We start from the raw sequence: 26,797 nt of genomic DNA, 5'->3' as shown, positions 1-26,797 counted from the left end.
CTGATGGCACGGAGGGCGAGGGCGTGGTGACGGCCTTCTCGTGGGTGATGCGGCCGGTGAAGGTGGCGTTGGCCCTGGTGGCGGCCACCGCGGTGTTGAGCACCGTCTTGTTCGTGGTGGTGCAGCCCGAACCGGCCTCGGCGCAGTTGGTGAACATCCGACTCTCCCAGAACGGCGAGGAACGGCTCCGGCTGTCGACGGGCTCGTCCGTCCCGTGGAAGTCCCGCTGGCGGTTCAAGCAGGTCGGCGACGATTGCAGTGACCATGGCTGGAATGACTTCGAGCAAGCTGACTTCGACAGGGGCTACATCAATCTCACCCACGCACCGGGATGCGGAACCGACAACAGCAACGTCCCTCTGCAGGAGGAAACCGAATACACGGCACGGGTGTCGTGGCGAATATCCATCTGGAGAGAGTGGACATACCGGTCCTGGATCACACAGTTCACACAAGCCAACCTCAACAGCGCCCCCCGGAACATCGAGTTCATCGTGGGCGACGACGACCGGCACCAGTACTTCACCGCGACCTGGGAGCGAGGTCAAGAAGCCGACGGTGAACCCAACTCCAGGTTCTTTGATTCCTATGAGTATCGCTACCGGCCCAAGTCGGGGGGCGAGTGGACGGCGTGGGAGAACAATAGCCAGAGGACCTCCGCCAACGTGCAAGAGCTCACCCGCGGTGTCCTGTACGAGTTTCAGGTTCGGGCCAGGAACAAGCAAGGGGCGGGGGCGATCGCCACCGCCGACGTGGTGCAGGTGGCCCCCGGTCGGCCCACCAATCTGACCGGCACCTCCGGTGACAAGAAGGTGACCGTGGGCTGGGAGCCTCCGGCGAACACGTCGGTCGTCTCCTATTACCAATACCGCTACAAGTTGGAGGGTCAGAGCTTTCCGGCCGGGTGGACCCAAATAAGCGGCGGGGGGGACGCGAGGTCGGTGGTCATCTCCGATCTGCAAAACGTGGCGGGCAAGGTGTACACCGTGGAGCTGCGGGCGACCAACGTCGGGGGCACCGGCCCGGCGGCGTCGATCGACATCGACGCGGGCAACCCGTCGCAGCCCACGGCGAAACCGACGCTGACGGCCACCAGACTCAACCGGGAAACCGTGGTGGGGTTGCGGTGGACTCAGTTGGCCGCCAGCGAGGGGGTCTCCGCTCACGACTACCGCTTCCGTTGGAAGAAGGCCGACAACACGTGGACCGAGTGGACCTCGCCCGGCGAACTGGATACCCGGGTGAGCACGAACACCGACGGTTCGCGGTTCGAGGTTGCGTACGTGGCCAACCGGGCGAGTGACTGGACCCCGGGATCGGGGGAGCGGACGGCGGACGATCCGCCGATCACCAACCCGGGTCGCGAGCATGAGTTCCAGGTGCGGGGCAAGAACGACGCCGGCGCCGGCCCGTGGTCGAACAGCGCATCGGTGACGCCCAACGTGAGCCGACCCTCGGTGAGCAACCTGCAGGTGCGGTCGGTGGGGGAAGCCAGTGTGGAGCTCGGCTGGAGCCTGGGGGGCACCCGGTACATCGGCGACGTCGAGGGCCGATACAAGGCGTTGATCGGGGGCACGGGAGAGCAGTGGGCGGGCTGCGACGACGATCCGGGTAAGTGGTGTCGGCTGGGTGGCAACATCCGGACGTACAACTGGACCGGCCTGAGTTCCAAGGTCAGCTACGAGTTCGAGATACGGGCCCGGAACACGTCCGGGCAAATCAGCTCCTCGGCCAGCGTCCGGGGATATCCGGTCCCGAACACCCCGGTGCCCCCGCAGAACCTCGCCACCACCGCGGTGACCGTGGATTCCGTGGCGTTGTCGTGGACCGCGCCCACCAACACCAACCTGCTCGAGTTCTACCAGTACCGCTTCCGGCCAACACCATATGGAGAAAACGCCGATTCGGACGTGTGGCCCAACGCCTGGGTACGGGTCGGGGGTGATTCAGGCGATGAGGACGATCTGACGTACGAGCAGATGGGGTTGACCGACGGCACCAGCTACGACTTCCAGGTGCGGGGGGTGGTAAAGCGGCTGCGGCGGGTGAACACCCTCGCTGTGGACGATGTGCCCGGCGCGCCCGACGATCTTTCGGTGACGACCGTGGTCAAGCTGGCCGACGCGCCATCCGGGTTGGCGGCGCAGACCGACGACCACGAGGTGCGGCTGTCGTGGGGGCCACCGGCCAACACTGGCAATATCGATGGGTACGAGTACCGGTATCGCCAACAGGCGGGCGCGTGGCAGGCGTGGAGCACGGTGGTGGGGGGCGGCGCGGCGTCGAGCCAGACGGTGGCTGACTTGACCAACGGGGTGACCTACGAGTTCGAGGTGCGGGCGGTGAACAGCCAGGGCAAGGGAGAGGCCGCGTTCGTCTCCGCCGTGCCCCAGTACGTGCCCGCGGCCCCGACCGACGTGTCGGGTTCCCCCACCGGGGTGGCGGGAGAGGCCCGGTTGCGGTGGCGGGGGCCCACCGACGAGCGCATCACCGGGTGGGAGTACAGGGACGAGACGGCCGGGACGGATTGGACGGCGGTACCGGGTACCACGGGGAGTTCGCGCTCGGGGGTGGTGACCGGGCTGACCGAGACCTCCGGAACGGCGAACTATCTCCGGTTGCGGGCGGTGGTGGGCACGGTGAAGGGAGCCGCGTCGGACCAGTTCGGGGTGTTGGCCACTGCGCTGACCTCGCCGTGGCGGTTTGCCGACGGGGCGGTGGCCGAACCCATCCAGGCGGTGGTGGGAGAGACGGTGAACGCGGGACCGTTCGTGGCCACCGGCGGTGACCTGGATCGGGCGTACCGCTTCTTCCTGGACCCAAGTCTGCAACGCAGGGGGCTGACCGCGACGGCGACCGAGGATACGGCGGCGGGCACGGTATCGGTGTACGTGACGGGCACCACCGTCGACACGTGGAGCGATCCACCGGTGAAGCTGGTGGCCAGCACGCAGTCGGGGGAGACGCCGACCAATCTGGTCCGTACCGATGCCCTGTCCATTCCCGTGCAGATCAACCGGAACTTGGTGCCCACGTTCAAAGGGGCCACGGTGGCCGATCAGGTGTTCGTGGTGAACGAGCCGGTGACCCCGTTGGTGTTGCCCGCAGGGTCGGGCGGCAACGGCACGCTGGCCTACTCGCTGGCTGCGACCGGGGGCGGCGCCCTGCCCGCGGGGCTGTCGTTCGACCCGGCCACCCGTCGGCTGTCGGGGACCCCGCAAGGGGTATCGGGGCCGGTGGAGCTGACCTACACGGTGACCGACTCCGACGGCGTTCCCGGGTCGGGCGACCGGGCGTCGCTGACGTTCGACGTGTCGGTGATCCAGCGTCCGGTGGGGTTGCGGTTCCCGGCGGGGGCGTCGCTGGACATCACCGCGGTGGCGGGGGAGACGGTGTCGGCGGGCCCGGTGGTGTTGTCGGGAGCGGCGGGGGCGTCCTCGTTCCGGGTGGCGGTGGCGCCGGGTTCGTCGCTGCCCGCCGGTCTGGACCTGGTGTCCACGCCCCGGACACCGGACACGGCAGCGGGCACGGTGTCGGTGTCGGTCACGGGCACCCCCACCCGAGCCGCCGACGTGACCAGGAATTTTGTGGCCTACACCCGGGCGACGGCGAACAGCCGGGAGGTGGAAACCGACCGGCTGACGGCCACGATACGGATTGCGGTCAACAGCGTGCCGTCGCTGGGGCGCCAGTCGGTGGCCGATCAATCCTTGGAGCAGTCGATACCCATGTCGCTGCAGTTGCCGGAGGCCACCGGGGGCAACGGGGCGCTGGTGTACTCGCTGACGGGCCCCAACGGGGGTGCCCTGCCGGCCGGGTTGGCGTTCGATGCGGCCACCCGCACGCTGTCGGGGACGCCGACGGCGGTGTCGGCCGGGCAGACGCTGACCTACGTGGTGGCCGATTCCGACCGGGTGACCGGTTCGGGCGACGAGGCGACGTTGACCTTCCGGGTGTCGGTGGCCGTCCGGGACGTGCGCTTGCGGTTCAAGCCGGGGGCGGCCATGCCCGACATCAGCGCGGTGGTGGGCGAGCAGGTGAGCGCGGGCCCGGTGGAGGCCTACGGAGCAGGGGGCGCGGTGTCGTTCGACATCCGGGTTGCCCCTCCGTTGCCCGACGGTTTGGCCCTGCGGGTGGTGGAGAAGGATCAGACGGCCGGGACCATGAGCGTGCGGGTGGAAGGGGTGCCGTCGGGGGCGTCCGCCGCGGCCACCTACACGTTGAGCGCGGTGACCCGTGAGGTGGGGTCGCCGGGCGAGTCCACGGACACCAACACGCTGACCTTCACGGTGGAGGTGACGGCCGACAGCGTGCCGTCGTTCGGCAACGCCACGGTGGGCGATCAGACGCTCGTGAAGGGAACGGCGTTTTCCCGGGTGTTGCCCGCGGCCACGGGGGGCAATGGCACGCTGGTGTACTCGTTGACGGCGGCCGACGGGGAGCGTCTGCCCGCGGGGTTGGGCTTCGATGCGGCCACCCGCACCCTGTCGGGCACGCCGTGGACGGTGGCGTCGGCGCGGACCTTCCGGTACACGGTGGCGGACTCCGACAATTCGACGGGATCGGCCGATGAGGACGTGGTGGCGTTCTCCCTAGCGGTGGGGCCCCCGGCGGCGCCGGTGCCGGCGCTGGTGTTCAGCGCGGATGCGTCGGTGGACGATGTGTCGGTGAAGGTGGGGGACGCGGTGTCGGTGGGGCCGATCTCGGCGTCGGGGGCGGCCGGGGCTGATACGCACCGGTTCCGGGTGACGCCCCCCATGTTGCCCGAGGACCTGTTGTTCTCCTCGTCGATCAACGTGGTGGAACCGGGCGACGGGCAGGTGCGCGTGTCGGGACGGTCGAAGGTGCCGTTCGATCAGGTGGTGCGATTGTCGGCCGAAACGCGGGTCACCGCGGACGGGGCGTTCGTGGAGACGGATTGGCTGGAGTTCCGGTTGACGGTGACGGGGACGGCCAACCGGGTGCCGGGGTTCGGGTCGGCGACGGTGGACAACCGGTTGTTCCGACAGGGGGGCTCGGTGTCGCTGGAGTTGCCCGCGGGGACAGGCGGGGACGGGGCGTTGGTGTACTCGTTGTCGGGGGTGGGCAACGGGTTGGTGTTCGACCCGGCCTCCCGGGTGTTGTCGGGCACGCCGGTGGCGGTGGCCGCCCAGACCGATTACGTGTACACGGTGGGGGATTCGGATGTGTTCGGGGCGGCCGAGGGGGATGTGTCTTCGTTGACGTTCGGGGTGACGGTGGTGGCCAATCAGTCGCCGGTGGTGAGCCGGCCGATGGGGAATCACACGGTGTTGTTGGGGGTGCCGCAGCGGGTGTGGTTGGCGGCGGAGGGTCGGGAGGTGTTCTCCGATCCGGACGGGGACGACTTGGTGTTGTCGGCGGTGTCGTCGGACACCTCGGTGGTGTCGGCGGTGGTGTCGGGCACGGGCTTGACGTTGACCGGGGTGAAGGCGGGCACGGCCAAGGTGACGGTGACGGCCGATGACGGGGTGAGCGTGCCCGCGTCCACGATGTTCGACGTGGTGGTGAATCAGGCCCCCCGGGTGGTGACCCCGGTGGCCGACCGGGTGGTGACGGTGGGCTCCTCGTTCGAGGTGGCGTTGTCGGGGTCGGGCGGGGTGTTCGCCGACGCCGACGGGGACGCTCTGACCTTCGAGGCGTCGGCTTCCAAGTCGGCGGCGGACACCGATGTGGCCACGGTGTCGGTGTCGGGGTCGACGCTGACCGTGACGGGGGCGGGTCCGGGGTCGGCGCAGGTGACAGTGTGGGCCCGGGACGGGAAAGGGGGCTCGGCGTCGGAGGTGTTCACGGTACGGGGCAATCGCAAGCCGGTGGCGGTGGCCGGCAAGGCCCCCGACGACAGGAACGTGCTGGTGGGCGGTACCGAGGCGGTGGGCTTGGCCGGGGTGTTCACCGACCCGGAGGACGATGCCCTGACCTACGAGGCCACGGTGTCGGACGCCACCAAGGCCACGGTGTCGGTGTCGGGGTCGACGGTGAGCGTGCGGGGGGTGGCCGCGGGCACGGCCACGGTGTCGGTGCGGGCCAAGGACGTCCACGGCGGGCTGTCGGAGGCGGTGACGTTCGAGGTGGTGGTGACCGCCCAGTCGGCGCTGTTGAAGTTCGAGCCGGGGACTTCCGTGGACGACATCTCGGTGGTGGTGGGCGAAAGAATGGACACCGGCCTCATAGAGGCCCTGGCCTGGCCGGGGGCGGCGTCCACCAGCCTCAAGTTCGTGCAACTCGCCACACCCAACAGCACCCCCCGCTACCCGGGTGGAACGCTGCTGGTGGGCCGGCCGGTCAGCGACTTCTTGAGGAAGGGGTACAGCTATAGGCTGGCAGGCAATCCCAATCGGACCTGGTCGAAGCAGGACTACGCCTTCGTGGCCTACACGAAGTTGACGGCGAACTCCCCCGAGGTGGAGACCGACCGGTTGGAGTTCTCGTTGGAGGTGGTGGCCGACTCGTCGCCGTCGTTCGGTGCGGACACGGTGGCCGATCAGACGTGGGAGCAGGGCTACACGGCGGTGGAACTGACGTTGCCTGCGGCGACGGGGGGCAACGGGAACCTGGTGTACTCGTTGGAGGGGCCGTTGGTGGACGCCGACGATCCCTCCAAGGGCCGGGTGCCGTTGCCCGCGGGGGTGACGTTCGACGCCGCCACCCGAAAGCTGTCGGGGACGCCGACGGCGGCGTTGGCGACCACTCGGTTCACCTATCGGGCGGTGGACTCCGACCAGTTGACCGGCAGCAGCGACGAAGCCAGCCTGACGTTCTCCATCACGGTGGAGGCGGCCAAGGTGGAGTTGCGGTTCGAAGAGGGGGCGTCGATCCCCAACATTTTCGTGGTGGCCGGTGAGCGGGTGTCGTTCGGGCCGATCAACGCGGCGGGGGCGCCGGGGGCGGCCGCGTTGGAGTTCGTGGTGGAGCCGAACACAGTCGGCGCCGACGACCCGTGGCCGACGGAGTTGGCCTTGACCACGAGTTACAACCTCGCGGCGGGAACGGGCACGGTATCGTTGGACGCGGCGTCGGACATTTCGCGGGGCCGTAGCGGCAGTGCCTACAACTTGGTGGCGTACACGCAGACCACGTCGGACGTGGCCACCCGCAAGGAGACCGACCGCTTGTCGTTCACCCTGGCTTTTGCGGCCAACAGTGTGCCGAGGTTCAACGACCGCGATTCGGTGGCCGACCAGACGCTGGTCAGGGGTACGGCGTTGAGGCTGGTGTTGCCTGCGGCCGTTCGCGACACGGGCAACGGTACTCGGGTGTATTCCCTGGAGGGGCCAGGGGGCCAGCGGTTGCCCGCGGGGTTGGTGTTCAACCCGGCCACCAGGACGTTGTCGGGGACGCCCACGGCGGTGTCGCCGGAGACGACCTACACCTACACGGTGGCCGATTCCGACGGGAACACCGGGGCGACCGACGAATCGAGTCTGACGTTCACCATCACGGTGACCGAGGACGCCGCCGAGCCGACGGCACTGGTGTTCGCCCGGGGCGCGTCGATCGACGATCTGTCGGTGGCGGTGGGCGACCTGGTGTCGGTGCGGGTGAACGCGTCGGGGGCGGCCGGGGCCAAGGGTCTGCGGTTCACCACCAGCCCGGCGTTGCCCGCCGGGGTGACCCTGTCGACGGAGAACATCGACCTGGTGGCGGGCACGGCCACCGCGGTGATCCGCGGTCGGCCCCGTTCGCCGATGGCCGCGACGGCCTATCGGCTCAACGCCCAGACCTGGCCGTCGGACGAGGCCACCGAAGCCTACGAGACCACCGACACGCTGGCGTTCAACCTCACGGTGACCGGTGAGGCCAACAAGGTGCCCTCGTTCGGGACGGCCACGGTGGACAACCAAATGGCCATCCGGGCCGTTCCCTTCAGCGTGGTGCTGCCGGCGGCGTCCGACGGCGACGGGGCCTTGACCTACGCGCTGGTGGGGCCGTTGGTGGAAGCCACCGACCCGACCAAGGGGCGCCGGCCGCTGCCCGCCGGGTTGGCCTTCAACGCGGCCACCCGCACGCTGAGCGGCACGCCCTCGGCGGTGACCGCGTCGGCCACCTACACCTACACGGTGGCCGACACTGACGTGTTCACCGGTGACTTCGACGAGGCCGCGCTCACGTTCGCCATCGAGGTGGTGGAGAACAAGGCCCCCTCGGTGGCCAACGCTATCGCCGATGTGACCCTGGCCACCGGCAGCACCCGGACGGTGGCGTTGGAAGCCGAGGGAGCGGCGGTGTTCGCCGACGCCGACACCGGGGACGACCTCGCCTACACCGTGGCGGTGGCCCCCACCGGGGTGGTGACCGCCGCCGTGGACGGGGCCGGCGTCACGCTCACCGCCACCGCCGCGGGGACGGCCACGGTCACGGTCACCGCCACCGACCTGGGCGGCAACACCGTGAACGACGACGTCACCGTCACCGTCCCCAACCGGGCCCCGCAGGTTGCCCGTCCGTTGGCCGACGCCACCACCGAGGTGGACCGATTCCTCACGGTGGCCCTGGCCACCAGCGGCGCCGAGGTGTTCACCGACCCCGACGGCCACCCGCTCACCTACTCGGCCACCAGCAGCGCCGACCGGGTGGCCACCGTGACCGTGAACGGTTCGACCCTCTCGGTGCGGGGGGTGGCGGCCGGGGTGACCACCATCACGGTCACCGCCTCCGACGGCCGGCAGGGCACGGCCACCGACGAGTTCGCCGTGACCGTGACCGAGAGCCCCACGCCGGGCAACCAGTCGCCCCGGGTGGCCCGGCCCATCCCCGACCAGACCATCTTGGCGGTGTGGAAGGACAGCTCCTCGCTCACCAAGAAGGTGCTGTTGAAGCCCGCCGCCGGGGACGTGTTCACCGACCCCGACGGCGACACCCTCACCTTTTCGGCCACCACCAGCGACGCCGCCCGGGCCACCGTGGCCATCGACACCGTGGCCGGCGCGGTGGACGTGACGGCCAAGGCCGCCGGGACGGTCACCATCACGGTGACGGCCACCGACCCCGATGGGGCCACCGCGGCCGACGCCTTCACCGTCACCATCACCGAGCGTCCCAACCGGGCGCCCGCATTCCCCTCCGGTGTCGACCTCTCGGACCTTGAAGTGCCGCGGGGGACGATGGAGGAGCGGTTGCTCGCCCAGGCCACCGATCCCGACGGGGACTCCGTCACCTACACGGTCGCGTCCAGTGACGCCTCGGTGGCCACCGCCACGTGGTCGATGGACGGGACCGACGTGGAGGTGACCGTCACCGCTCACCGCAAGGGCACGGCCAACGTCACGGTCACCCCGGTGGATGACCGGGGCGCGGCGGGGCCAACGGCGGAATTCAAGGCAACGGTGCCGAACTCTCCGCCGGTGCGCAGCGCCGAGTTGCCCGATGTGGACGTGTGGCCCGCGCCGGGGCGCACCATCGACCTGGTGGGCTCGTTCACCGATCCCGACGGTGACGCCATCACCTACTCGGCCACCTCTGCCGACAGCGACGAGGTGACGGCGGCGGTCAGCGACGCCGGGGTGCTCACCCTGGTGGGGGTCAGCGATCGGGCGACCACCATCACGGTTACGGCCACCGACGCCGACGGAGCCACCGCCACGCACGATTTCGTGGCCACCAACACCTCGGCGGCCGCTTTGCACTTCCGGGCGACCATCCCGCATCAGTCGTGGGTTGCCGGGCAGGCCATCACCCCGCTGGTGCTGCCCGAGGCCCACGGCGGCACCCCGCCCTACACCTACTCCTACGGTTCGGTGACGACCACGCCGGCCCCGACGGGGGTGACCCTCAACGCCGCCACCCGCACGCTCTCGGGCACCCCGACCTCGGCCCAGGAGGCCGCCCAGGTCCGCTATCGGGTGGAGGACGCGGCCAACGCCGAGGCGACCATCTTCTTCAACGTGACGGTGGCCGCGGGCGATCCGACCCAGCCCAACCGGGCCCCCACGGTGGCCAACACCCCGGCGGCCCAGACCATGGCTGTGGGGGGCTCCGTGACCGTCGACCTGGAGGAGCAGGATGCGGCGGTGTTCGCCGACGCCGACGGGGACACGCTCACCTACCTGGCCACCATCGGCCCCTCCATCGACGTGGCCACGGTGTCGATCACCGGGACCGAGCTGAGCATCACCGGGAGCACGGTGGGCACCGCCACCGTGACCGTGACCGCCACCGACCCCGACGGGGCCAACGTGTCCACCAGCTTCGGGGTGACGGTGGAGGCCCTTCCGGCCACCAATCGGGCCCCGCTGGTGGCCAGCCCGTTGGCCAACGGCACGGTGGAGTCGGGCGGTACCATAACCCGGCTCATCGGGGAGGTCTTCACCGATCCCGACAACGACACCCTCACCTATGCGGTGAGTTCCTCGAACACCGGAGTCGCCACCGTCTCCCGGACCGGCACCAGGGTCACGGTGACCGGGGGTCGACCGGGCACGGCCACCATCACCATCACCGCCACCGACCCGTCGAAGGAGTCGGCATCGTCCACCTTCACGGTGACGGTGACCACCGCCAATCGGTTCCCCACCGCCGACCGGACCATCGCCGACGTCGCCATCAACGTGGGCAACTCCACCACCCGGTCCCTGGTGGGCATTTTCTCCGATCCCGACAACGACACCCTTGCCTACGCGGTGTCGTCCTCGGACGCCACGGTGGCCACCGCCGAACGGGCCGGGGCCACCATCACCGTCACCGGGGTCCGTTTCGGCAGCGCCACCGTCACGGTGGTGGCCACCGACGGTCGGGGTGGGCAGGCCACCACGTCGTTCACGGTGACCGTGGCCGCACCCAATCAGCCCCCGGTGGTGGGCAATCCCATCGCCGACGGCTCGGTGGTGGTGGGCAGCAGCCTGACCCGCAGCGTGGCCAGTGTGTTCGCCGATCCCGACGGGGACACCCTCACCTACACGGTGTCGTCGGGGAGCACCTCGGTGGCCACCGCCACCCTGAGCGAGACCACCGTCACCGTGACCGGCGCGGCCGTCGGCACGGCGACGATCTCGGTGACCGCCGCCGACGGGAACGGAAACGCCACGTCGGACACCTTCACGGTCACGGTGGTGGCCGCCAACCGGGCCCCCACGGTGGCCAACCCCATCGCCGACAGCAGCGTGGGGGTGGGCGGCACCATTGATCGGCCCCTGGGCAACGTGTTCACCGATCCCGACGGCGACACCCTCACCTACACCCAGGCGTCCTCGGACACCACGGTGGTCACCGTGGCCCGCGACGGTGACACCCTGCAGGTGACCGGGGTGGCCGTGGGTTCGGCCACGGTCACGGTGACGGCCGCCGACGGCCAGGGCGGCACGGTGGACGACGTGTTCACCGTGACGGTGGCGTCGACCGCGCCGAGGAACCAGCCACCCCTGGTGGCCACGTCCATCGCCGGCGGGACCACCGCGGTGGGGGGTACCCTGACCCGGTCGCTGGTGGGGGTGTTCACCGATCCCGACGGCGACGAGCTCACCTATACCGGGGCGACCTCGGACGAGACGGTGGCCACGGCGCAGATCACCGGGGAAACCACGCTCCTGGTCCGGGGCGTCAGCGCCGGTACCGCCACCATCACGGTGACCGCCAAAGACACCGCCGACGCTTCGGTGAGCACGTCGTTCACGGTGGTGGTGGAGGCGGCCAACCGGGCCCCCACCGTGGTGGCGGGCGTCCCCGATCAATTGCTGGCGGTGGGTGGCTCCACCACCGCGTCGTTGACGACGGTGTTCTCCGATGCCGACGGCGACACGCTCACGTACGCAGCGTCGTCGGGGAAGACCTCGGTGGCCACGGTGGCGCTGGACGGGGCGTCACTCACCATCACCGCGGCGGCCATCGGTTCGGCCACCGTCACGGTGACCGCTTCCGACGGTCGGGGGGGCTCGGTGATGGACACCTTCAACGTGGAGGTGACCGCCGCCAATCGGGCCCCCGTGGTGGTCGCGCCCATCGCCGACAGTTCCATCGAGGCGGGTGGCACCTTCACCCGGTCGCTGGCGGGGGTGTTCTCCGATCCCGACGGCGACACCCTCACCTACACCCAGACCTCCTCGTCCACCTCGGTGGCCACGGTGACCCGGCTGGGCTCGGTGGTCACGGTGAGCGCGTTGGCGGCGGGCACCACCACCGTGTCCATCACCGCTTCGGACGGGAGCGGTGGGCAGGCCACCGATCAGTTCACCGTGACGGTGACCGCCTTGCCCGCGGCCAACCGGACCCCGGTGGTGGCCAACCCCATTGCCAGCGGGTCGGTGGCGGCGGGCAACACCCTCACCCGGTCGACCGCCGGGGTGTTCACCGACGCCGACGGCGACACCCTGACCATCACGGCGTCGTCGTCGAACCCGGCGGCGGGCACCGTGGCGGTCTCGGACACCACCATCACCGTGTCGGCGCTGGCCGCCGGGGCCACGGCCATCACGGTGACGGCCAACGACGGCCGGGGCGGCAGCATCAGCACCTCCTTCGTGGTGACGGTGGCCGCGGCCAACCGGGCGCCGGTGGTGGCCCATCCCATCGCCGGCGGGTCGGTGCAGACCGGCGACGCGCTGACCCGGTCGCTGGTGGGCGTGTTCTCCGATGCCGACGGTGACACCTTGACCTACTCCGTTTCGTCGTCGGACACGGCGGTGGCCACCGTGACCCTGTCGGGCACCACCGTGAGCGTGTCCGGGGTGAGCGAGGGGACGGCCACGGTGACGGTGACCGCGGCCGACGGCAACGGGGGCAGCGTGGACGACACGTTCACGGTGACGGTGGCCGCCTCGGTGCCCCGCAACAAGGATCCGCTATTGCTCTTGGTGGTGGGCGACGGGTCGGTGTTGCCCGGCAATACGTTCACCCGCTCGCTGGTGGGGGTGTTCACCGACCCCGACGGCGACTCGCTCGTCTACTCGGCCACCTCGGCCAACACCCAGGTGGCCACCGTGTCGGTGAGCGGCACGACCCTGACCGTGACCGCGGTGGCGGTGGGCACCACGTCGATCACCGTGACCGCCTCCGACCGTCGGGGCGGGGCCATCAGCACCTCGTTCGTGGTGTCCGTGGTGGCCGCCAATCGGCCGCCGACCACGGCCAACCCGCTCTCCGGTGGGGTGGTGGAAGCCAAGAGGTCGCTCACCCGGGTGTTGGTGGGCGTGTTCTCCGATCCCGACGGGGACCCCCTCACCTACGACACGGAGTCGTCGGACATCAAGGTGGCCACCGTGGCCCAGGCGGGCAACTTCTTGACGGTGACCGGGGTGTCCGCCGGGGATTCGTCCATCAGCGTGACCGCCTCCGACGGCAAGGGCGGGGAGAGCACCGACGCCTTCACGGTGACCGTGCTCACCCCCGTGGCCGACAACCGGCCGCCCACGGTGAGCACACAGCTCGCCGACGGTTCGGCCAAGGTCAACGAGACGCTCACCCGTTCGGTGACCGGGGTGTTCTCCGATCCCGACGGGGACACCCTCACTTATTCGGTGGCGTCGTCGGCGACGGCGGTGGCCACCGCGGCCCTGACCGGAACGACCATCACCGTCACCGGGTTGAGCGCCGGTACCGCGGCCATCACCGTGACCGCCTCGGACGGGAGCGGGGGATCGGTGTCCACGGTGTTCACCGTGACCATCACCTCCTCGAACAACCCGCCCACCGTGGTGGCCGCCCCGGCGGCGGGGACGGTGACCACCACCGGTACGCTGTTCCGCTCGCTGGTGGGCACGTTCGTCGATCCCGACGGGGACACCCTCACCTACTCGGTGTCGTCGTCGGCGCCGTCGGTGGCCACGGCTTCTCTGAGCGGCACCGACATCACCGTGCGCGGGGTGACGGTGGGGACGGCCACCATCACGGTGACGGCCAGCGACGGGGTCAACAGCACGCCGACCACCTTCGTGGTGACGGTGACGGGGGCTTCGCCGACCAATCGACCGCCGGTGGTGGCCAACGGCATCGCCGACGGGTCGGTGGAGGTCGGGGGCTCGGTGACGCGGTCGTTGGCGGGGGTGTTCAGCGACGCCGACGGGGACACGCTGAGCTACGGGGTGGTGTCGTCGGCGCCGTCGGTGGCCTCGGTGACCCGGTCGGGCGCGGTGGTGACGGTGACCGGGGTGTCCGCCGGGTCGGCCTCGGTGATGGTGACCGCCTCCGACGGCAAGGGCGGTTCGGTGACCGACAGCTTCACGGTGACGGTGACGGCCGGTACCGGCGTGAACCGCCCGCCCACGGTGGCCAGCGGGATCTCCGGGGGCTCGGTGGAGGTCGGGGGCACGTTCACCCGGTCGCTGACGGGCGTGTTCAGCGACGCCGACGGGGACACGCTGACGTATTCAGTGGTGTCGTCGGCGCCGTCGGTGGTGGCGGCGACCCGGTCGGGTGTCGTGGTGACCGTGCGGGGGGTGTCGGCCGGGTCGGCCACGGTGACGGTGACGGCGTCGGACGGCAACGGCGGCAGCGCCTCCACCTCGTTCGCGGTGACGGTCACGTCGACCTCCGGTGGTGGCGGCGGTGGCGGAGGCGGCGGCGGTGGGTCCGCCCCGTCGGGTGGGCCGTTGGCCGGGCGATTGGAGTTCTCGCCGGGTGCGGAGATTGCCCGGGCCCGGTTGGTGGTGGGTGAATCGGCGATGGTCGGCCCGGTGGTGGCCGGCGGGGCCCGGGGGGCGTTCGCCATGCGGGTGCGGGTGGTACCCGAGCTGCCGCGGGGGCTGGCGTTGACCACGGCGTACGACGCCACCACCGGTACGGCCTCGGTGTCCATCGTGGGCATTCCCCGGGTGGCGGTGCCGTCGACGCAGTACGAGCTGGTGGCCATGACCCGCAGGTCGGTGATCACCCGCTGGGAGGAGACCGACCGCTTGGTGTTCGAGCTGGCGGTGGAGCGCGACAGCGCTCCCCGGTTCGATCAGCCCTCGGTGCTGTCGCAGAGCTGGACGGTGGGCATGTACCCCATCTCGTTGCAGCTTCCGGGGGCCACCGGCGGGAACTACGGGCTGACCTACACGCTGGTGGGCCCCCACAACCGGCCGCTCCCCGCCGGGCTGACGTTCGACCCCCTCACCCGCATCGTGTCGGGACGCCCGGAGGTGATCCAGCAGGCCACCACCCACGCCTACACCGTGGTGGACGAGGACTCCAACACCACCGCGGGCGACTCCCACACCCTCTACTTCAACATCACCATCCAACCCCTCTTCTGAGTTCGGGGGCGCGGGCCGGGTTGGGCTGCGCCGGGAGTTCCGGGGAGCGGGGCAGGGGGCCACCATGACACGACTGGGGATCATCGGGCTGGGCGAGATGGGGGGTTCCATCGCCGCCGGGGTGCTGGGCGGCCCCTGGGGCGACGAGGTGACGGTGGTCGGTTGCGACGTCTCCGAGGAGGCTCGGGAGCGGTTTGCGGCGTTGGGCGGGGTTGTTGCGGGGTCGCCGGGCGAGGTGGCCCGGCAGGTGGATCTGGTGGCCGTGGTGGTGGTGGACGACGCCCAGGTGCGCCTGGTGGGCGGCGGTGACGACGGGGTGATCGCCGGGGCGGCCGAGTCGGGGGCGCTGGTGGCCGTTCACGCCACGGTGCGACCGGCCACGGTGGTGGGGCTGGCCGACGAGGCGGCCGGGGCCGGGGTGCGGGTGATCGACGCCCCGGTGACCGGGGGCATCCAGGGGGCCAGGAGCCGGGATCTGGTGGTGCTGTGCGGGGGTGACCCCGGTGACGTGGAGCGGGCGCGCCCGCATTTGGCCCGTTACGGCTCCCTGGTGATCCACGTGGGGCCGTTGGGGGCGGCCCAGCGGGCCAAGGTGGCCCGCAACCTCATCACTTACGCCGAGCTGGCGGTCGCCCAGGAGGCCATCGCCCTGGCCGCCGCCGCCGGGGTGGACCTGGGGGCGTTTGCCGAGATCGTGAACCATTCCGACCGCACCATCGGCCCCCACGTGGGGACGTTCACCCGTCCCATCGTCCACCCGCCCCCGCCGATGGGCGGCAGCTACACCGCCATCGCCCACAAGGACTTGCAGGGGGCGCTGGCGTTGGCCGAGGAGTTGGGGGTGGACCTGCCCATCACCGCGCTGGTGGACCAGCACATGGACGCCGCCTTCGGGGAGTGAGCCGGAGGTGTAGTGGGGGCGCCCCCTGGGGGCAACGCCCCTGTCCGCCCCGGTCAGCTCACCGTCACCGTGCCGGCGTCGAGCACCACCCGGTCGCCCACCCGGGTCTGGAAGCGGGCGGGGCCGTCGGCCTGCTCCCAGATGTGGACGTCGAGGGTCTCGCCGGGCAGCACCGGCGAGGAGAACCGCCCGTGCATGGCCCCGAAGCGGGTGGGGTCGCTGTCGCACAGGGTGTGGAGCAGGGCCCGTCCGGTGAACCCGTAGGTACACAGGCCGTGGAGGATGGGGGTGTCGAACCCACCGGCCGCGGCGAACGAAGGGTCGGAGTGGAGGGGGTTGCGGTCGCCGTTGAGCCGGTAGAGCAGGGCCTGGTCGGGGCGGGTGTGGTAGGTGACCACGTGGTCGGCGGCCCGCTCGGGCACCTTCTCGGGGCCGGCCGGTCCCCGGTCGCCGCCCCAGCCCCCTTCGCCCCGGATGAACAGGGAGCTGGAGGTGGTGAACAGGGGTTGGTCGTCGGCGGTGTCGGTGGCCTCGGTCTCCAGCACCACCAGGGCGGCCTTGCCCTTGTCGTAGATGCCCGCCACCCGGCTGACCGAGCTGACGGTGGCGGCCACCGGGAGCGGCTTGTGGAGGGTGAAGCCCTGCTCGCCGTGGACCAACAGGGCCGGGTTGTAGGTGCCGATCTTGGCCAGGGGGCTGTCGGGGCCGGCCAGGCCGCCGCCCAGCACCACGCACATGGTGGGCAGGGCCTTCTGGGTGACGCCGTTGGTGTTCTCGGTGGTGAACTCCAGCTCGAACCCGGTGGGGTCGGTGGTGCCCGCGCCCACGCCCAGGGCGTAGAGCAGGGCGTCCTTGGAGTGCCAGCTCGAGGTGCGGGGCTCGCTGGTGGTGCCGACGGCGGTGGGATCGAGGGGCATGGGATCTCCTTGCGGGTTGGTGTCGGTGTTGGGGGCGTTCCTGGCGGTTCGGTTGCGCCGAGGTGCTGATAGCACCATACCGTTGCCGTCGTGGCGCACATCAATCAGCCCGGCGGGCCGTTCCAGGCCATCGAACACCCGGCGGTGTCGGGGCGGGAACGGGAGCTGCGGTCGCTGGCCGACGGGGTGCGGCGCCTGGTGGCCGCCACCGTGGCCCACGTGGCGACGCCGGCCGAGACCGCGGCGTTGGCCGCCGAGGTGCAGGGGCTGGCCGACCGGTTGGAGGGTCTGGTACCCGCGGAGCCCTTGCCCCGGTTCGGGACCGTGGACCCCCAGTTCGACGGCCCGCCGGTGACCCACAAGCGGGCGCCGTTCGATCTGGTCACCGGCATCTGCAACCCCGCCGCGCTGCCGGTGGAGATGGTGGTGGACACCGAGGCCGACCCGCCGGTGTCGCGGGGTCGGGCGGTGTTCTCCACGGTGTACGAGGGGCCGCCCGGCTGTGTCCACGGGGCGGCCATCGCCGGGGCGTTCGACATGGTGTTCACCAGCGCGTGCTCGGTGGCCGGGGCCAGCGGTCCCACCATGATGCTGTCGGTGCGCTACGTGGCCCCCACGCTGCTGCAGACCGAGACGGTGTTCGAGGGGTGGGTGGAGAAGGTGGGGCCGAAGACCACCCGGGTGAAGGGCTGTGCCCGCCAGGGCGGCCACGTGACCGCCGAGGCCGAGGGGGTGTTCCGGCGGTTGGACCTGGAGGCCATGCGCAAGCTGTCGCAGCAAGCGGCCGAGCGGCGGGGGGTTTAGCTCGACTGGGGCTTGGCGGGGGCTTGGCCGGGTCGGCCGGCTACCGGGTGGGCTTGGCGGGGGTGAAGGCGGCGGGCAGGTGCTTGATGCCGTGGATGAACGCCGACGACAACGGGTCGGGTTCGCCGGTGGCCCGGATGTCGCCCAGGCGGCTGAACAGCTCCCGGTACATGACCTTGATCTCCCGGCGGGCCAGGTGGGCCCCGAGGCAGAAGTGGGGGCCCGGTCCGCCGTAGCCCACGTGGGGGTTGGGGTGGCGGCGCACGTCGAAGGTCTCGGGGTTGTCGAACACCGCGGGGTCGCGGTTGGCGCACAGGTAGTTCATGACCACCATGTCGCCCTCGTCGATCTTCTGGCCCTCCAGCTCGGCGTCGCACAGGGCGGTGCGGCGCATGTAGGTGACCGGGCTGGCCAGGCGTACGATCTCCTCCACCGCGGTGTGGGCCAGGCCCTCGAAGTCGTCGGTCCACAGGGCGCGCTGCTCGGGGTTGTCGGTCAGGTACAGCAGGCCCCAACTGATGGCGTTGCGGGTGGTCTCGTTGCCCGCGATCACCAACAGGATGAAGAAGCTGGCCAGCTCGGCCCGGGTGAGCTGCTCCCCGTCCACCTCGGCGTTGACCAACAGGCTGGTGAGATCGCCCTCGTCCTTGCCCACCTTGGACTCGGCCACCTCGTCCATGAGCCCGGCCAGGGCCTGGCCCGCGGTGAGGATGGCGGTGATGAGGTCGCCGATCTCGGGCACGTACTCGGGGTCGGCGGCGCCGAGGATCACGTTGGTCTGGTCGAACACGAAGTCGTGCTCGGAGGCGGGGATGCCCATGAGGTCGCACACCACCCGCAGGGGCAGGCGGGCGGCCACGTCGGTGACGAAGTCGCATTCGCCCCGTTCGCACACCTCGTCGACGATGAGGCGGGCCTGGTCGACCACCGAGTCCTCCAGGCGGGCCAGCATCCTTGGGGTGAAGCCGGCGGACACCAGCTTGCGAAGGCGGGCGTGGCGGGGGTCGTCCATGGCGATGATGGAGTTGAAGTACTCGTTGAACTCCGGGGGGAAGTCGTTAATGGTGACCCCGGCCAGCGAGGAGTAGACCTGCGGGGTGCGGGACACTTCCAGGATGGTGGCGTGGCGGGTGACCACCCAGGCGCCGGGGGTTTTGATGGCGCCGAGGTCGCCGGTGAACTCGAAGCCGGGGTAGTAGGTGAGGGGGCGGGCGCTGAGGGTGCGGACGTCGTGGTCCACCTCGGTGCGGGGCCGCTTCCAGAAGAGGTTGTGGATGATGTTGTGGGGGTCGGGCTCGTTGGCCGGTGGGGGTTTGGTGCCCGGTTCGGGCGGGGTGACCGTGTCGGTCATGACGGGGTGGATGCGGCCAGGCTGGGCTCGACCACGGTGGCGAGGCTGCCCTCGGGGGCCGGGCCGGGGTTCACCTTGGGGCCCGGGGTCCAGGCCACCGGCAGGTGCTTGACCCCGCCGATGAAGTTGGACCGCAGCCATTCGGGCTCGCCCACCCGGTGGATGTCGGGCATGCGCTCGATGATCTCCTGGAAGATGAGCCGCAGCTCCATTTTGGCCAGGTTGGCCCCCAGGCAGTAGTGGGCGCCGCCCCCGCCGAAGGCGATCTGCTCGTTGGGGGTGCGGTTGACGTCGAAGGTGAAGGGGTCGTCGAACACCTCCTCGTCCCGGTTGGCCGAGATGTGCCACATGACCACCTTGTCGCCCTCGTCGATCTGTTGGCCCCGTATTTCGGTGTCGGCGGTGGCGGTGCGGCGGAAGTGCAGCACCGGGGTGGCCCAGCGGAGGATCTCGTCGATGTGGGTGTCGGTCACCCCGTCGGGGGAGTTCTTGACGATCTCGAACTGCTCGGGGTGGTCCATGAGGGCCAGCATCCCGTGGGCGGTGGCGTTGCGGGTGGTCTCGTTGCCCGCCACGGTGAGCAGCAGCATGAACATGTCGAACTCCAGCTCGCTCAGCCGGTCGCCGTCGATCTCGGCGTTGATGAGCTTGGTGACGATGTCGTCTCGGGGGTTGGCGGCCCGGTCCTTGGCGAGCTGGTTGCTGTAGGCGTAGAGCTCCATGGCGGCCAGGGTGCCCTCGTCGCTCTTGCCCGAGTACTCGGGGTCGTCGATGCCGATGAGGCGGTTGGACCACTCGAAGAGCTTCATGCGGTCTTGTTGGGGGACGCCCATGATCTCGGCGATGGCCTGCAGGGGCAGCTCGGAGGCGATGTCGACCACGAAGTCGGCCTCGCCCTTTTCGATCACGTTGTCGACGATGAGGATGGCCCGGTGGCGCAGGTACTGCTCGATCAGGCCGATCATGCGGGGGGTGAAGCCCTTGTTCACCAGGCGGCGGTAGCGGGTGTGCTTGGGGGGGTCGGTGGTGAGCATCATCACGCCCCGGGTGTCCATGGCCCCCTCGTCGTCGCGGCTCTCGTAGTCGGGGATGGAGGTGCCGCCGATCTCCGAGGAGTAGCGCTCGGTGTCGCGGTTGACGTCCACCAGGTCGGCGTGTTTGACCACGTTCCAAAAGGACGGTCCCTTGGGGTCCTGGTGGAGCATGACCGGGGCCTGGTCGCGCAGGATCTTGAACATCTCGTGGTGTTCTTGGCGCACGAAGCGGTCGGGGTCGAGCAGGTTGACGTCGGTGAGCTTCACGATGGCGTTCCTTTGCTTCGTTCCTTGGCGGCGTTCCCAGTGTACGGGAAGCGCCGATGCGGCAGAATACCCCCGTGGCGAGCAATGGTGACGTGGTGTCGGGCGACAGAGTGTCGGGCGTGGCTTCGGGCGACGCGGTCATGGGTGACAGAGTGTCGGGCGTGGCTTCGGGCGTGGTGTCGGGGGACGGTGTGTTGGAGCGGGGCTCGATGCTGGCGGGCATTCGGGTGGTGGATTTCTCCGTGGGGGTGACCGGGCCGTACGTCACCAAGCTGTTGGCCGACGCCGGGGCCGACGTGATCAAGGTGGAGGACGCCGACGGCGGTGGCGACCCGGTGCGGCGGTGGTCGGCCACCCGGGCGGAGTTCGAGGGCGACAGCGCCTTGTTCAGTCTGCTCAACGCCTCCAAGCGGGGGATCGTGGGGCGTCCCGGTGACCCCGAGATCGAGGAGTTGGTGGCCGGGGCCGACGCGGTGGTGGAGTCGTTTCCCGCCGGGTCGGGGGTGGGGGCGGCGTGGGCCGAGCGGCATCCGCATCTGGTGGTGCTGTCGGTCACGCCGTTCGGGCAGAGCGGGCCGCTGGCGTCGCAACCGTCCACCGAGTACACCGTGCAGGCGGAGACCGGGGCCATCGCCTGCCGGGGGCGGCCCGACCAGCCACCGATTCACGCCGGAGGGGGGATTGCCGATTGGACCGCGGGTGCCTACGGGGGCCCCGCGGTCCTCTCGGCTCTGTTGCGGGCCGGGCGCACCGGGCGGGGTGAGCACATCGACCTGGCCGTGGCCGACGTGATCGCCATCGCCGCCACCACGTTCAGCGACCTGGCCCATTCCATGCGGGGCGGCGGCCATGAGTTCGACCGGGTGGCCCGGTCGGTGGAGGCGCCGTCGATCGAGCCCGCCCTGGACGGGTGGGTGGGGTTCAACACCAACACCGCCCTGCAGTATCAGGGGTTCGTGTTGATGATCGAGCGGCCCGACCTGATGGACACCGAGTGGAGCCAGATCGGGGAGCGGGCCGGTCGGCTGGACGAGTGGAACGCCATGGTGCATCCGTGGACGTCGCGCCACACGGTGGCCGAGATCATCAAGGCGGCCTCGGAGTTGCGGGTGCCGGTGGCCGAGGTGAACGACGGGCGCAGCGTGCTGGACAACGAGCAGTTCGTGGCCCGGGGGGTGTTCGTGCGCAACCCGGGCGGGTTTCTGCAGCCCCGCCCGCCCTATCTGATGGACGACGGCGGCGAGCGTGGGGCGGCGACGCCCGCTCCCCGGCTGGGCGAGCACACCGGCACGGTGGAGGCGCGTACGCGGCCGGTGGTGTCGGGGGGTGGCGCGGCGTCGTCCTCCGGTGGCGGTGGTGGGGTTGGTGCCGGCGCGGCGGCCGGGGCGTCGTCCTCCGGTGGCGGAGGTGGCCCCGAGGGGGATCCCGAGCGGCCGTTGGCCGGGATTCGGGTGGTGGACCTGACCAGTTGGTGGGCCGGTCCGTCGGCCACCGGCACGCTGGCCATGCTGGGGGCCGACGTGATCCACGTGGAGTCCACCGGTCATCCCGACGGGATGCGCATGACGGGGTTCATGTTCGGCGCCGAGGACTGGTGGGAGTGGGGCTCGATGTTCGTGGCCGTCAACGCCAACAAGCGGGGCCTCACCCTGGATTTGGACACTGACGCCGGTCGGGATTTGCTGTGGCGGCTCATCGACGGGGCCGACGCCGTGGTGGAGAACTTTTCGCCCCGGGTGGTGGAGAAGTGGGGGTTGAGCTGGGAGGCCGTCTCGGCCCGGAACCCCCGGGCGGTGTTCATGCGGATGCCCGCCTTCGGTCTGAGCGGACCGTGGCGGGAGCGGGTGGGGTTCGCCCAGACCATGGAGCAGCTCACCGGCATGGCCTGGGTGACCGGCCACGTGGACGACCAGCCCCGCATCATGCGGGGGCCGTGCGACCCCATCGCCGGGATGCACGGGGCGTACGCCCTGATCGTGGGGCTGGCCGTGCGGGAGCGCACCGGTCGGGGGGTGTTCGTGGAGTCCACCATGGTGGAGGCGGCGTTGAACTGCTCGGCCGAGCAGATCGTGGAGTACACGGCCTACGGGAACGTGATGGAGCGGGCGGGCAACCGGGGCCCCTACGCCGCTCCGCAGGGGCTGTATCCGTGTCGGGGCCACGAGCAGTGGTTGGCGTTGGCGGTGGCCTCTGATGCGCAGTGGGAGGCCCTGGTGGGGGTTCTGGGGCGTCCGGGGTGGGCCGACCGGGCCGAGTACGCCACCGACGCCGGTCGCCGGGCGGGCCACGACGCCATCGACGAGGGCTTGGCCGCCTGGGCCGCCGGGCAGGATGTGGGGGAGGCGGTGGCCGTGCTGGTGGCCGCCGGGGTGCCCGCCGCCCCCGCCAGGGATCCCCGGCTGCAGCACGAGCATCCCCAACTGGCCCACCGGGGCCTGTTCGAGACGGTCGAGCACCCCGCGGTGGGCACCCACCCCATGCCGGGAATGCCCTACCGGTTCGCCTCGCTGGACCGCTGGATCACCTCACCGTCACCCACACTGGGCCAGCACAATGGGGAGATCCTGGCCGAACTGGGCCTCTCCCCCGCCGACATCGCCACCCTCGAGGCCAACGAAGTCATCGGCACCCGCCCCAACGGCCTCTAAAGCTCTCTCGCCCAACCAACCAACCGCCCCTCCTGCCCCATCAGGGTCGTCCTCGAACTTTAGCTGAGGTGGAGGGTAGGGTCGGAGTGTGATGGGGGAACGGGGGGTTCCTGGGGAGCTGTTGGATCTCACGGGCCGGGTGGTGGTGGTGACCGGGGCGGGGGGTGGTATCGGTGCGGGCATAGTGGCCCGGATGGTGGCGGCGGGGGCTTCGGTGGTGGCCCACACCCGTCACTCACCGGTGGACCAGGCCGGCGGCGGCGTGAGCGAGGTGCGGGCCGATCTCACCGGCGAGGATGGTCCGGCGGCGGTGGTGGGGGCGGCTTTGGATCGTCACGGGCGGATTGATGCTCTGGTGAACAACGCCGGGATTCAGCCGGTGGCCCCGTTCACCGAGTTGGCCGATGAGCAGTGGACCGAGATGATCGACACCAATCTGACCGCCGTCCATCGGCTGACGCAGGCGGCGGCCACGGCCATGGCAGGCCAGGAGTCCGGCGGGGCCATCGTGCATGTCGCCTCGATTGAGGCCCGCCATCCCACCCCGGTTCACGGTCATTACGCCACGGCCAAAGCCGGTGTGGTCATGCACGCCAAGGCCGCCGCTCTGGCTTGGGGGCCTCACGGGATTCGGGTGAACTCGGTTTCGCCCGGTCTGATCGACCGCCCTGGTCTGGCCGAAGACTGGCCCGAAGGGGTGCAACGGTGGCTGGCGGCGGTGCCGCTGGGGCGGCTGGGCACCCCCGACGACGTGGGTGACGCCTGCGTGTTTCTGTGCTCCGACCTGGCCCGGTGGATCACCGGGGTCGACCTGGTGGTGGACGGCGGTATCCTCACCAACCCCACCTGGTGACCGGGTAGGGCCGGCGGTGGCCAGTGCCCAAGGTGTCATCGGCACCCGCCCCCACGACCTCTAACCCCCCGCCGCCAACCGCTCCTCCGGCATGGTCAAGGTTGTCCTCCAACCATGACGGTCTTCGACAGTCAACTTGGTTGCAGCGGCTACTGGGTGATTGCTGTGCTGGCGGCCTGAGGGGGAGACTTGGGGCCGATTTGGAGTGATACCGGAGGGGAATCCGGATAGGTGACAATGAGATGGAGGTCGCCGCCTGTTGCTTGGATGAACGAGCGGAGTGTGGACAAGAGGATGTCACTTCGGTGTTCCAGGTGCGACACCGCTGATTGATCCATGTTGAGATTCGTCCCGATCACCTCTTGAGTAAGCTTGCGGGCCTTTCGGACCTGCGCCAGGGTGTCTTGCCGGGCAGAGATCTCTTCAGCGAGTCTGTTGAAGGCCTCCATGGCTACGGGAGACTCGGCCAGCATGTCGTAGAACTGCGCCATGCCGTCGTCTTCTTGCCAGGCGCTGTCGGGTACGTCTTCGATTTTGGCATCGTCAACGGGAACGGCTGGTCTGCTCGGGTTGCTCATCTTGGTCCTCCGCTCTTGCGAATGGGCTTGTAACCGGGGTGATTTCGACACCACTGATCGATCCTCGCCTCGGCTTGGGCAATGTTGGCCGGATACCAGTCATTGCCGAGACGGCTCTTGTCGCCGCCTAAGGCCAGGACTGCCACTTCTTGACCAGTGTGGTCTCGGACGTAGCCGTAGAGGAGCCGTAACACGGGCGGCCCGTCGGCAAACGGCGTGGTCTGCGTAGGAGGGTTGCGCCGAAGGGCGTGGAGGTCATAGCGGGTGCTGTACACCGGGTGTGACTCGTCCCCCTCGAGTTCGCGGCCTCGGTCTTCCAGTGCATTGATCAGGGCCATGACCTCGCCGAATACCTCTTGGGACTCCTCAGTGCGCCCTTGCTGCTCGAGCCAGGTCCGAAAGAGAGGGTGCTGGCGAACCTCCACAAATATGAAGCGTACATCATATTCTGCTCAGAGGGAATTGACGCAGGTTGGCGCCGGGCGTGCCTGCGGCGGGGAAGTGAATCGGTGGGCGGGTTAAGGTTGGGGGTTGGTCAGGGGGGGAAGGCGTCGTCGGCACCCGCCCCCACGGCCTCTGGGGGTATTCCCTGACGGCTTGTTGGCGTTCGTGAACACATGGATTGTTGTTGATGTTCGTGAACATTGGGCGTAGTGTTCACGTTCATGAACTTTGGGGTGATGGGCACTTGGGGGCCGGGGTCGGCGTCGGGGCGGGGTGGACGATGAGGCCGACGGTGGTGCCCAGTGCCCCTCGGTTGGGGCGTCTTGTGGGGGCGGTTCGGGCCAATGCGGGGATCACGCAGGCCGAATTGGCGGAGGCGGCCGGTGTTTCCCGTACCTGGCTGATCCACTTCGAGGCGGGCAAGAAGCGTCGGGCCCAGATGGACACCGTGTTCAAGGTGCTGCGGACCCTGGATTGCGAGATGGTCATCCAACCCCGACGCCGCCGTGACTTTTGAGGGCCACCGATGGATGAACTCTTCGTGTTGATGGGCGGTGAGTCCGCCGGGATCCTGCGTCGGGATCGGGGTGTCATCAGTCTTGACTACGACCTCGACTACTTGGAGCATCAGGAGTCGACCCCTCTCTCAACGTCCATGTCCCTGGATTCCCGCCATCATTCCGGGGAGCATGTCGCGGCGTGGCTGGATGGGCTTCTTCCCGACGACGACCGCGTCCGGTTCCTCTGGGCCAGCGAGTTCGGCGTCAATGAGTACTCGCCGTTCGACCTGCTGAGCACCAAGATCGGTCACGACTGTGCTGGTGCGGTGCAGTTCTGCCGTCCGGAGGAGTTGGACGCCTTGACGGCAAGGGGCGGATCGCAGCACCCGGTGACCGAAGATGACATTGCCGGTCACCTGCGCGTCTTGGCCGGGGACAGTGCCCAATGGCATCGACGGGGCGTCGTGGGCGGGCGGTTCAGTCTGGGGGGCGCGCAGGCCAAGTTCGCCTTGCATCGAGACGAATCGGGCCGGTGGTGGCAACCAGAGGGCGATGCGCCGACCACTCACATTTTCAAGCCGTCGATTCGGGGATTACCCGATCAGGCCCTGGTGGAGCATCTGACCATGGAGACGGCCCACCACTTGGGGTTGCCGGTTGCCCGAACCCGGATCGCCGAGTTCGACGGTCATCAGGCGATCATTGTGGAGCGCTACGACCGGCGGCGTTCCGATCGGGGGGTGAGGCGGCTTCATCAGGAGGACATGTGTCAGGCGCTGGGTTTGCGGCCCCGGTTGAAGTATCAGCGGACGGGCGGACCCTCGCCGTTTCAGATCGCCGACCACCTGTGGGATTGGGCCACCGATGCCGACCTGGATGTGGGGCGGTTTGTCGACGCGTTGTTCTACAACTGGTTGATCGTGGGCCCCGACGCCCACGCCAAGAACTACTCGATCAGGCTTGAACCCGACGGGGTTGCGCTTGCACCGTTGTATGACGTGTGCTCGTTTCTACCGTGGCTGGTCGACGAGGAGGCGACGGATCGCCAGCCATTGTCCATGAGCGTCGGTCGGGGTTACTCGGTGGGTGATGCGGCCCACGTGACGGTGTGGGAAGCGGCGGCGGAACAGATGGACCTGGAGCCCGGTGATTTGGTCGAGCGGGCGGTGCAGATGGCGGAAGACTTGGAAGCGGCGATGCACGCCGCAGTCGACGGGTTGCCCGCTGAGTATCGGGGGAAGCCGGTGGTGGGGGAGTTGGTGGACTGGGGTGTCAGTCGTTCTGCCCGCTGCTGGGAGATTTTCGTGGGAGGATGACC

General features: G+C 69.7%; 12 protein-coding genes. 7 read left to right on the top strand and 5 right to left on the bottom strand.

Features of this window, described 5'->3' with window-relative positions; translation table 11 throughout:
• Positions 1 to 23: 23 nt before the first annotated feature.
• On the top strand, positions 24 to 15,182 hold the full coding sequence (locus ACOQPQ_RS07250) for a putative Ig domain-containing protein (protein ID WP_420638772.1): 15,159 nt from the start codon (positions 24 to 26) through the stop codon (positions 15,180 to 15,182).
• Positions 15,183 to 15,246: 64 nt separating this feature from the next.
• On the top strand, positions 15,247 to 16,083 hold the full coding sequence (locus ACOQPQ_RS07245) for an NAD(P)-dependent oxidoreductase (protein WP_420638771.1): 837 nt from the start codon (positions 15,247 to 15,249) through the stop codon (positions 16,081 to 16,083).
• 53 nt (positions 16,084 to 16,136) lie between these two features.
• On the opposite strand, the gene ACOQPQ_RS07240 is transcribed toward ACOQPQ_RS07245, so the two are convergent.
• Positions 16,137 to 17,000, bottom strand: coding sequence for a MaoC/PaaZ C-terminal domain-containing protein (locus tag ACOQPQ_RS07240; protein ID WP_420638770.1), 864 nt, complete (start codon positions 16,998 to 17,000; stop codon positions 16,137 to 16,139).
• A gap of 90 nt (positions 17,001 to 17,090) precedes the next feature.
• Here ACOQPQ_RS07240 and ACOQPQ_RS07235 point away from each other — a divergent pair, with 90 nt between their 5' ends.
• Complete coding sequence (locus ACOQPQ_RS07235; RefSeq protein ID WP_420638769.1) at positions 17,091 to 17,804, top strand: PaaI family thioesterase; 714 nt, start codon at positions 17,091 to 17,093, stop codon at positions 17,802 to 17,804.
• 40 nt (positions 17,805 to 17,844) lie between these two features.
• On the opposite strand, the gene ACOQPQ_RS07230 is transcribed toward ACOQPQ_RS07235, so the two are convergent.
• Positions 17,845 to 19,155 carry a cytochrome P450 gene (locus ACOQPQ_RS07230; RefSeq protein ID WP_420638768.1) on the bottom strand — a complete coding sequence of 437 codons (1,311 nt, stop codon included), beginning with the start codon at positions 19,153 to 19,155 and terminating at the stop codon, positions 17,845 to 17,847.
• A complete protein-coding gene (locus ACOQPQ_RS07225) occupies positions 19,152 to 20,456 on the bottom strand; it encodes a cytochrome P450 (protein WP_420638767.1) in 1,305 nt (434 codons plus the stop codon). Before ACOQPQ_RS07225 ends, ACOQPQ_RS07230 begins: the two co-directional genes overlap by 4 nt.
• Before the next feature lie 74 nt (positions 20,457 to 20,530).
• Between ACOQPQ_RS07225 and ACOQPQ_RS07220 the strand changes: the two genes are divergently transcribed.
• Together ACOQPQ_RS07220 and ACOQPQ_RS07215 are read left to right on the top strand one after the other, a co-directional pair.
• Positions 20,531 to 23,104 carry a CaiB/BaiF CoA transferase family protein gene (locus ACOQPQ_RS07220; RefSeq protein WP_420638766.1) on the top strand — a complete coding sequence of 858 codons (2,574 nt, stop codon included), beginning with the start codon at positions 20,531 to 20,533 and terminating at the stop codon, positions 23,102 to 23,104.
• A gap of 91 nt (positions 23,105 to 23,195) precedes the next feature.
• Positions 23,196 to 23,957, top strand: coding sequence for an SDR family NAD(P)-dependent oxidoreductase (locus ACOQPQ_RS07215; RefSeq protein ID WP_420638765.1), 762 nt, complete (start codon positions 23,196 to 23,198; stop codon positions 23,955 to 23,957).
• A 149-nt stretch (positions 23,958 to 24,106) separates the two neighbouring features.
• Here ACOQPQ_RS07215 and ACOQPQ_RS07210 read toward each other — a convergent pair whose 3' ends face one another.
• Positions 24,107 to 24,535, bottom strand: coding sequence for an XRE family transcriptional regulator (locus ACOQPQ_RS07210; RefSeq protein ID WP_420638764.1), 429 nt, complete (start codon positions 24,533 to 24,535; stop codon positions 24,107 to 24,109).
• Positions 24,532 to 24,960 carry a hypothetical protein gene (locus ACOQPQ_RS07205; RefSeq protein ID WP_420638763.1) on the bottom strand — a complete coding sequence of 143 codons (429 nt, stop codon included), beginning with the start codon at positions 24,958 to 24,960 and terminating at the stop codon, positions 24,532 to 24,534. Before ACOQPQ_RS07205 ends, ACOQPQ_RS07210 begins: the two co-directional genes overlap by 4 nt.
• A gap of 299 nt (positions 24,961 to 25,259) precedes the next feature.
• On the opposite strand from ACOQPQ_RS07205, the gene ACOQPQ_RS07200 reads away from it, so the two are divergent.
• A complete protein-coding gene (locus ACOQPQ_RS07200) occupies positions 25,260 to 25,496 on the top strand; it encodes a helix-turn-helix transcriptional regulator (RefSeq protein WP_420638762.1) in 237 nt (78 codons plus the stop codon).
• 9 nt (positions 25,497 to 25,505) lie between these two features.
• Positions 25,506 to 26,795: a HipA domain-containing protein gene (locus ACOQPQ_RS07195; protein ID WP_420638761.1), complete on the top strand. Its 1,290-nt coding sequence runs from the start codon at positions 25,506 to 25,508 to the stop codon at positions 26,793 to 26,795.
• The last annotated feature ends 2 nt before the right edge of the window (positions 26,796 to 26,797 follow it).

Source organism: Candidatus Poriferisocius sp. (assembly GCF_965219775.1).
Taxonomy (GTDB): domain Bacteria; phylum Actinomycetota; class Acidimicrobiia; order Acidimicrobiales; family Bin134; genus Poriferisocius.
Note: the sequence above shows the minus strand (reverse complement) of the source record. Positions and strands in the feature narration are given on the sequence as shown.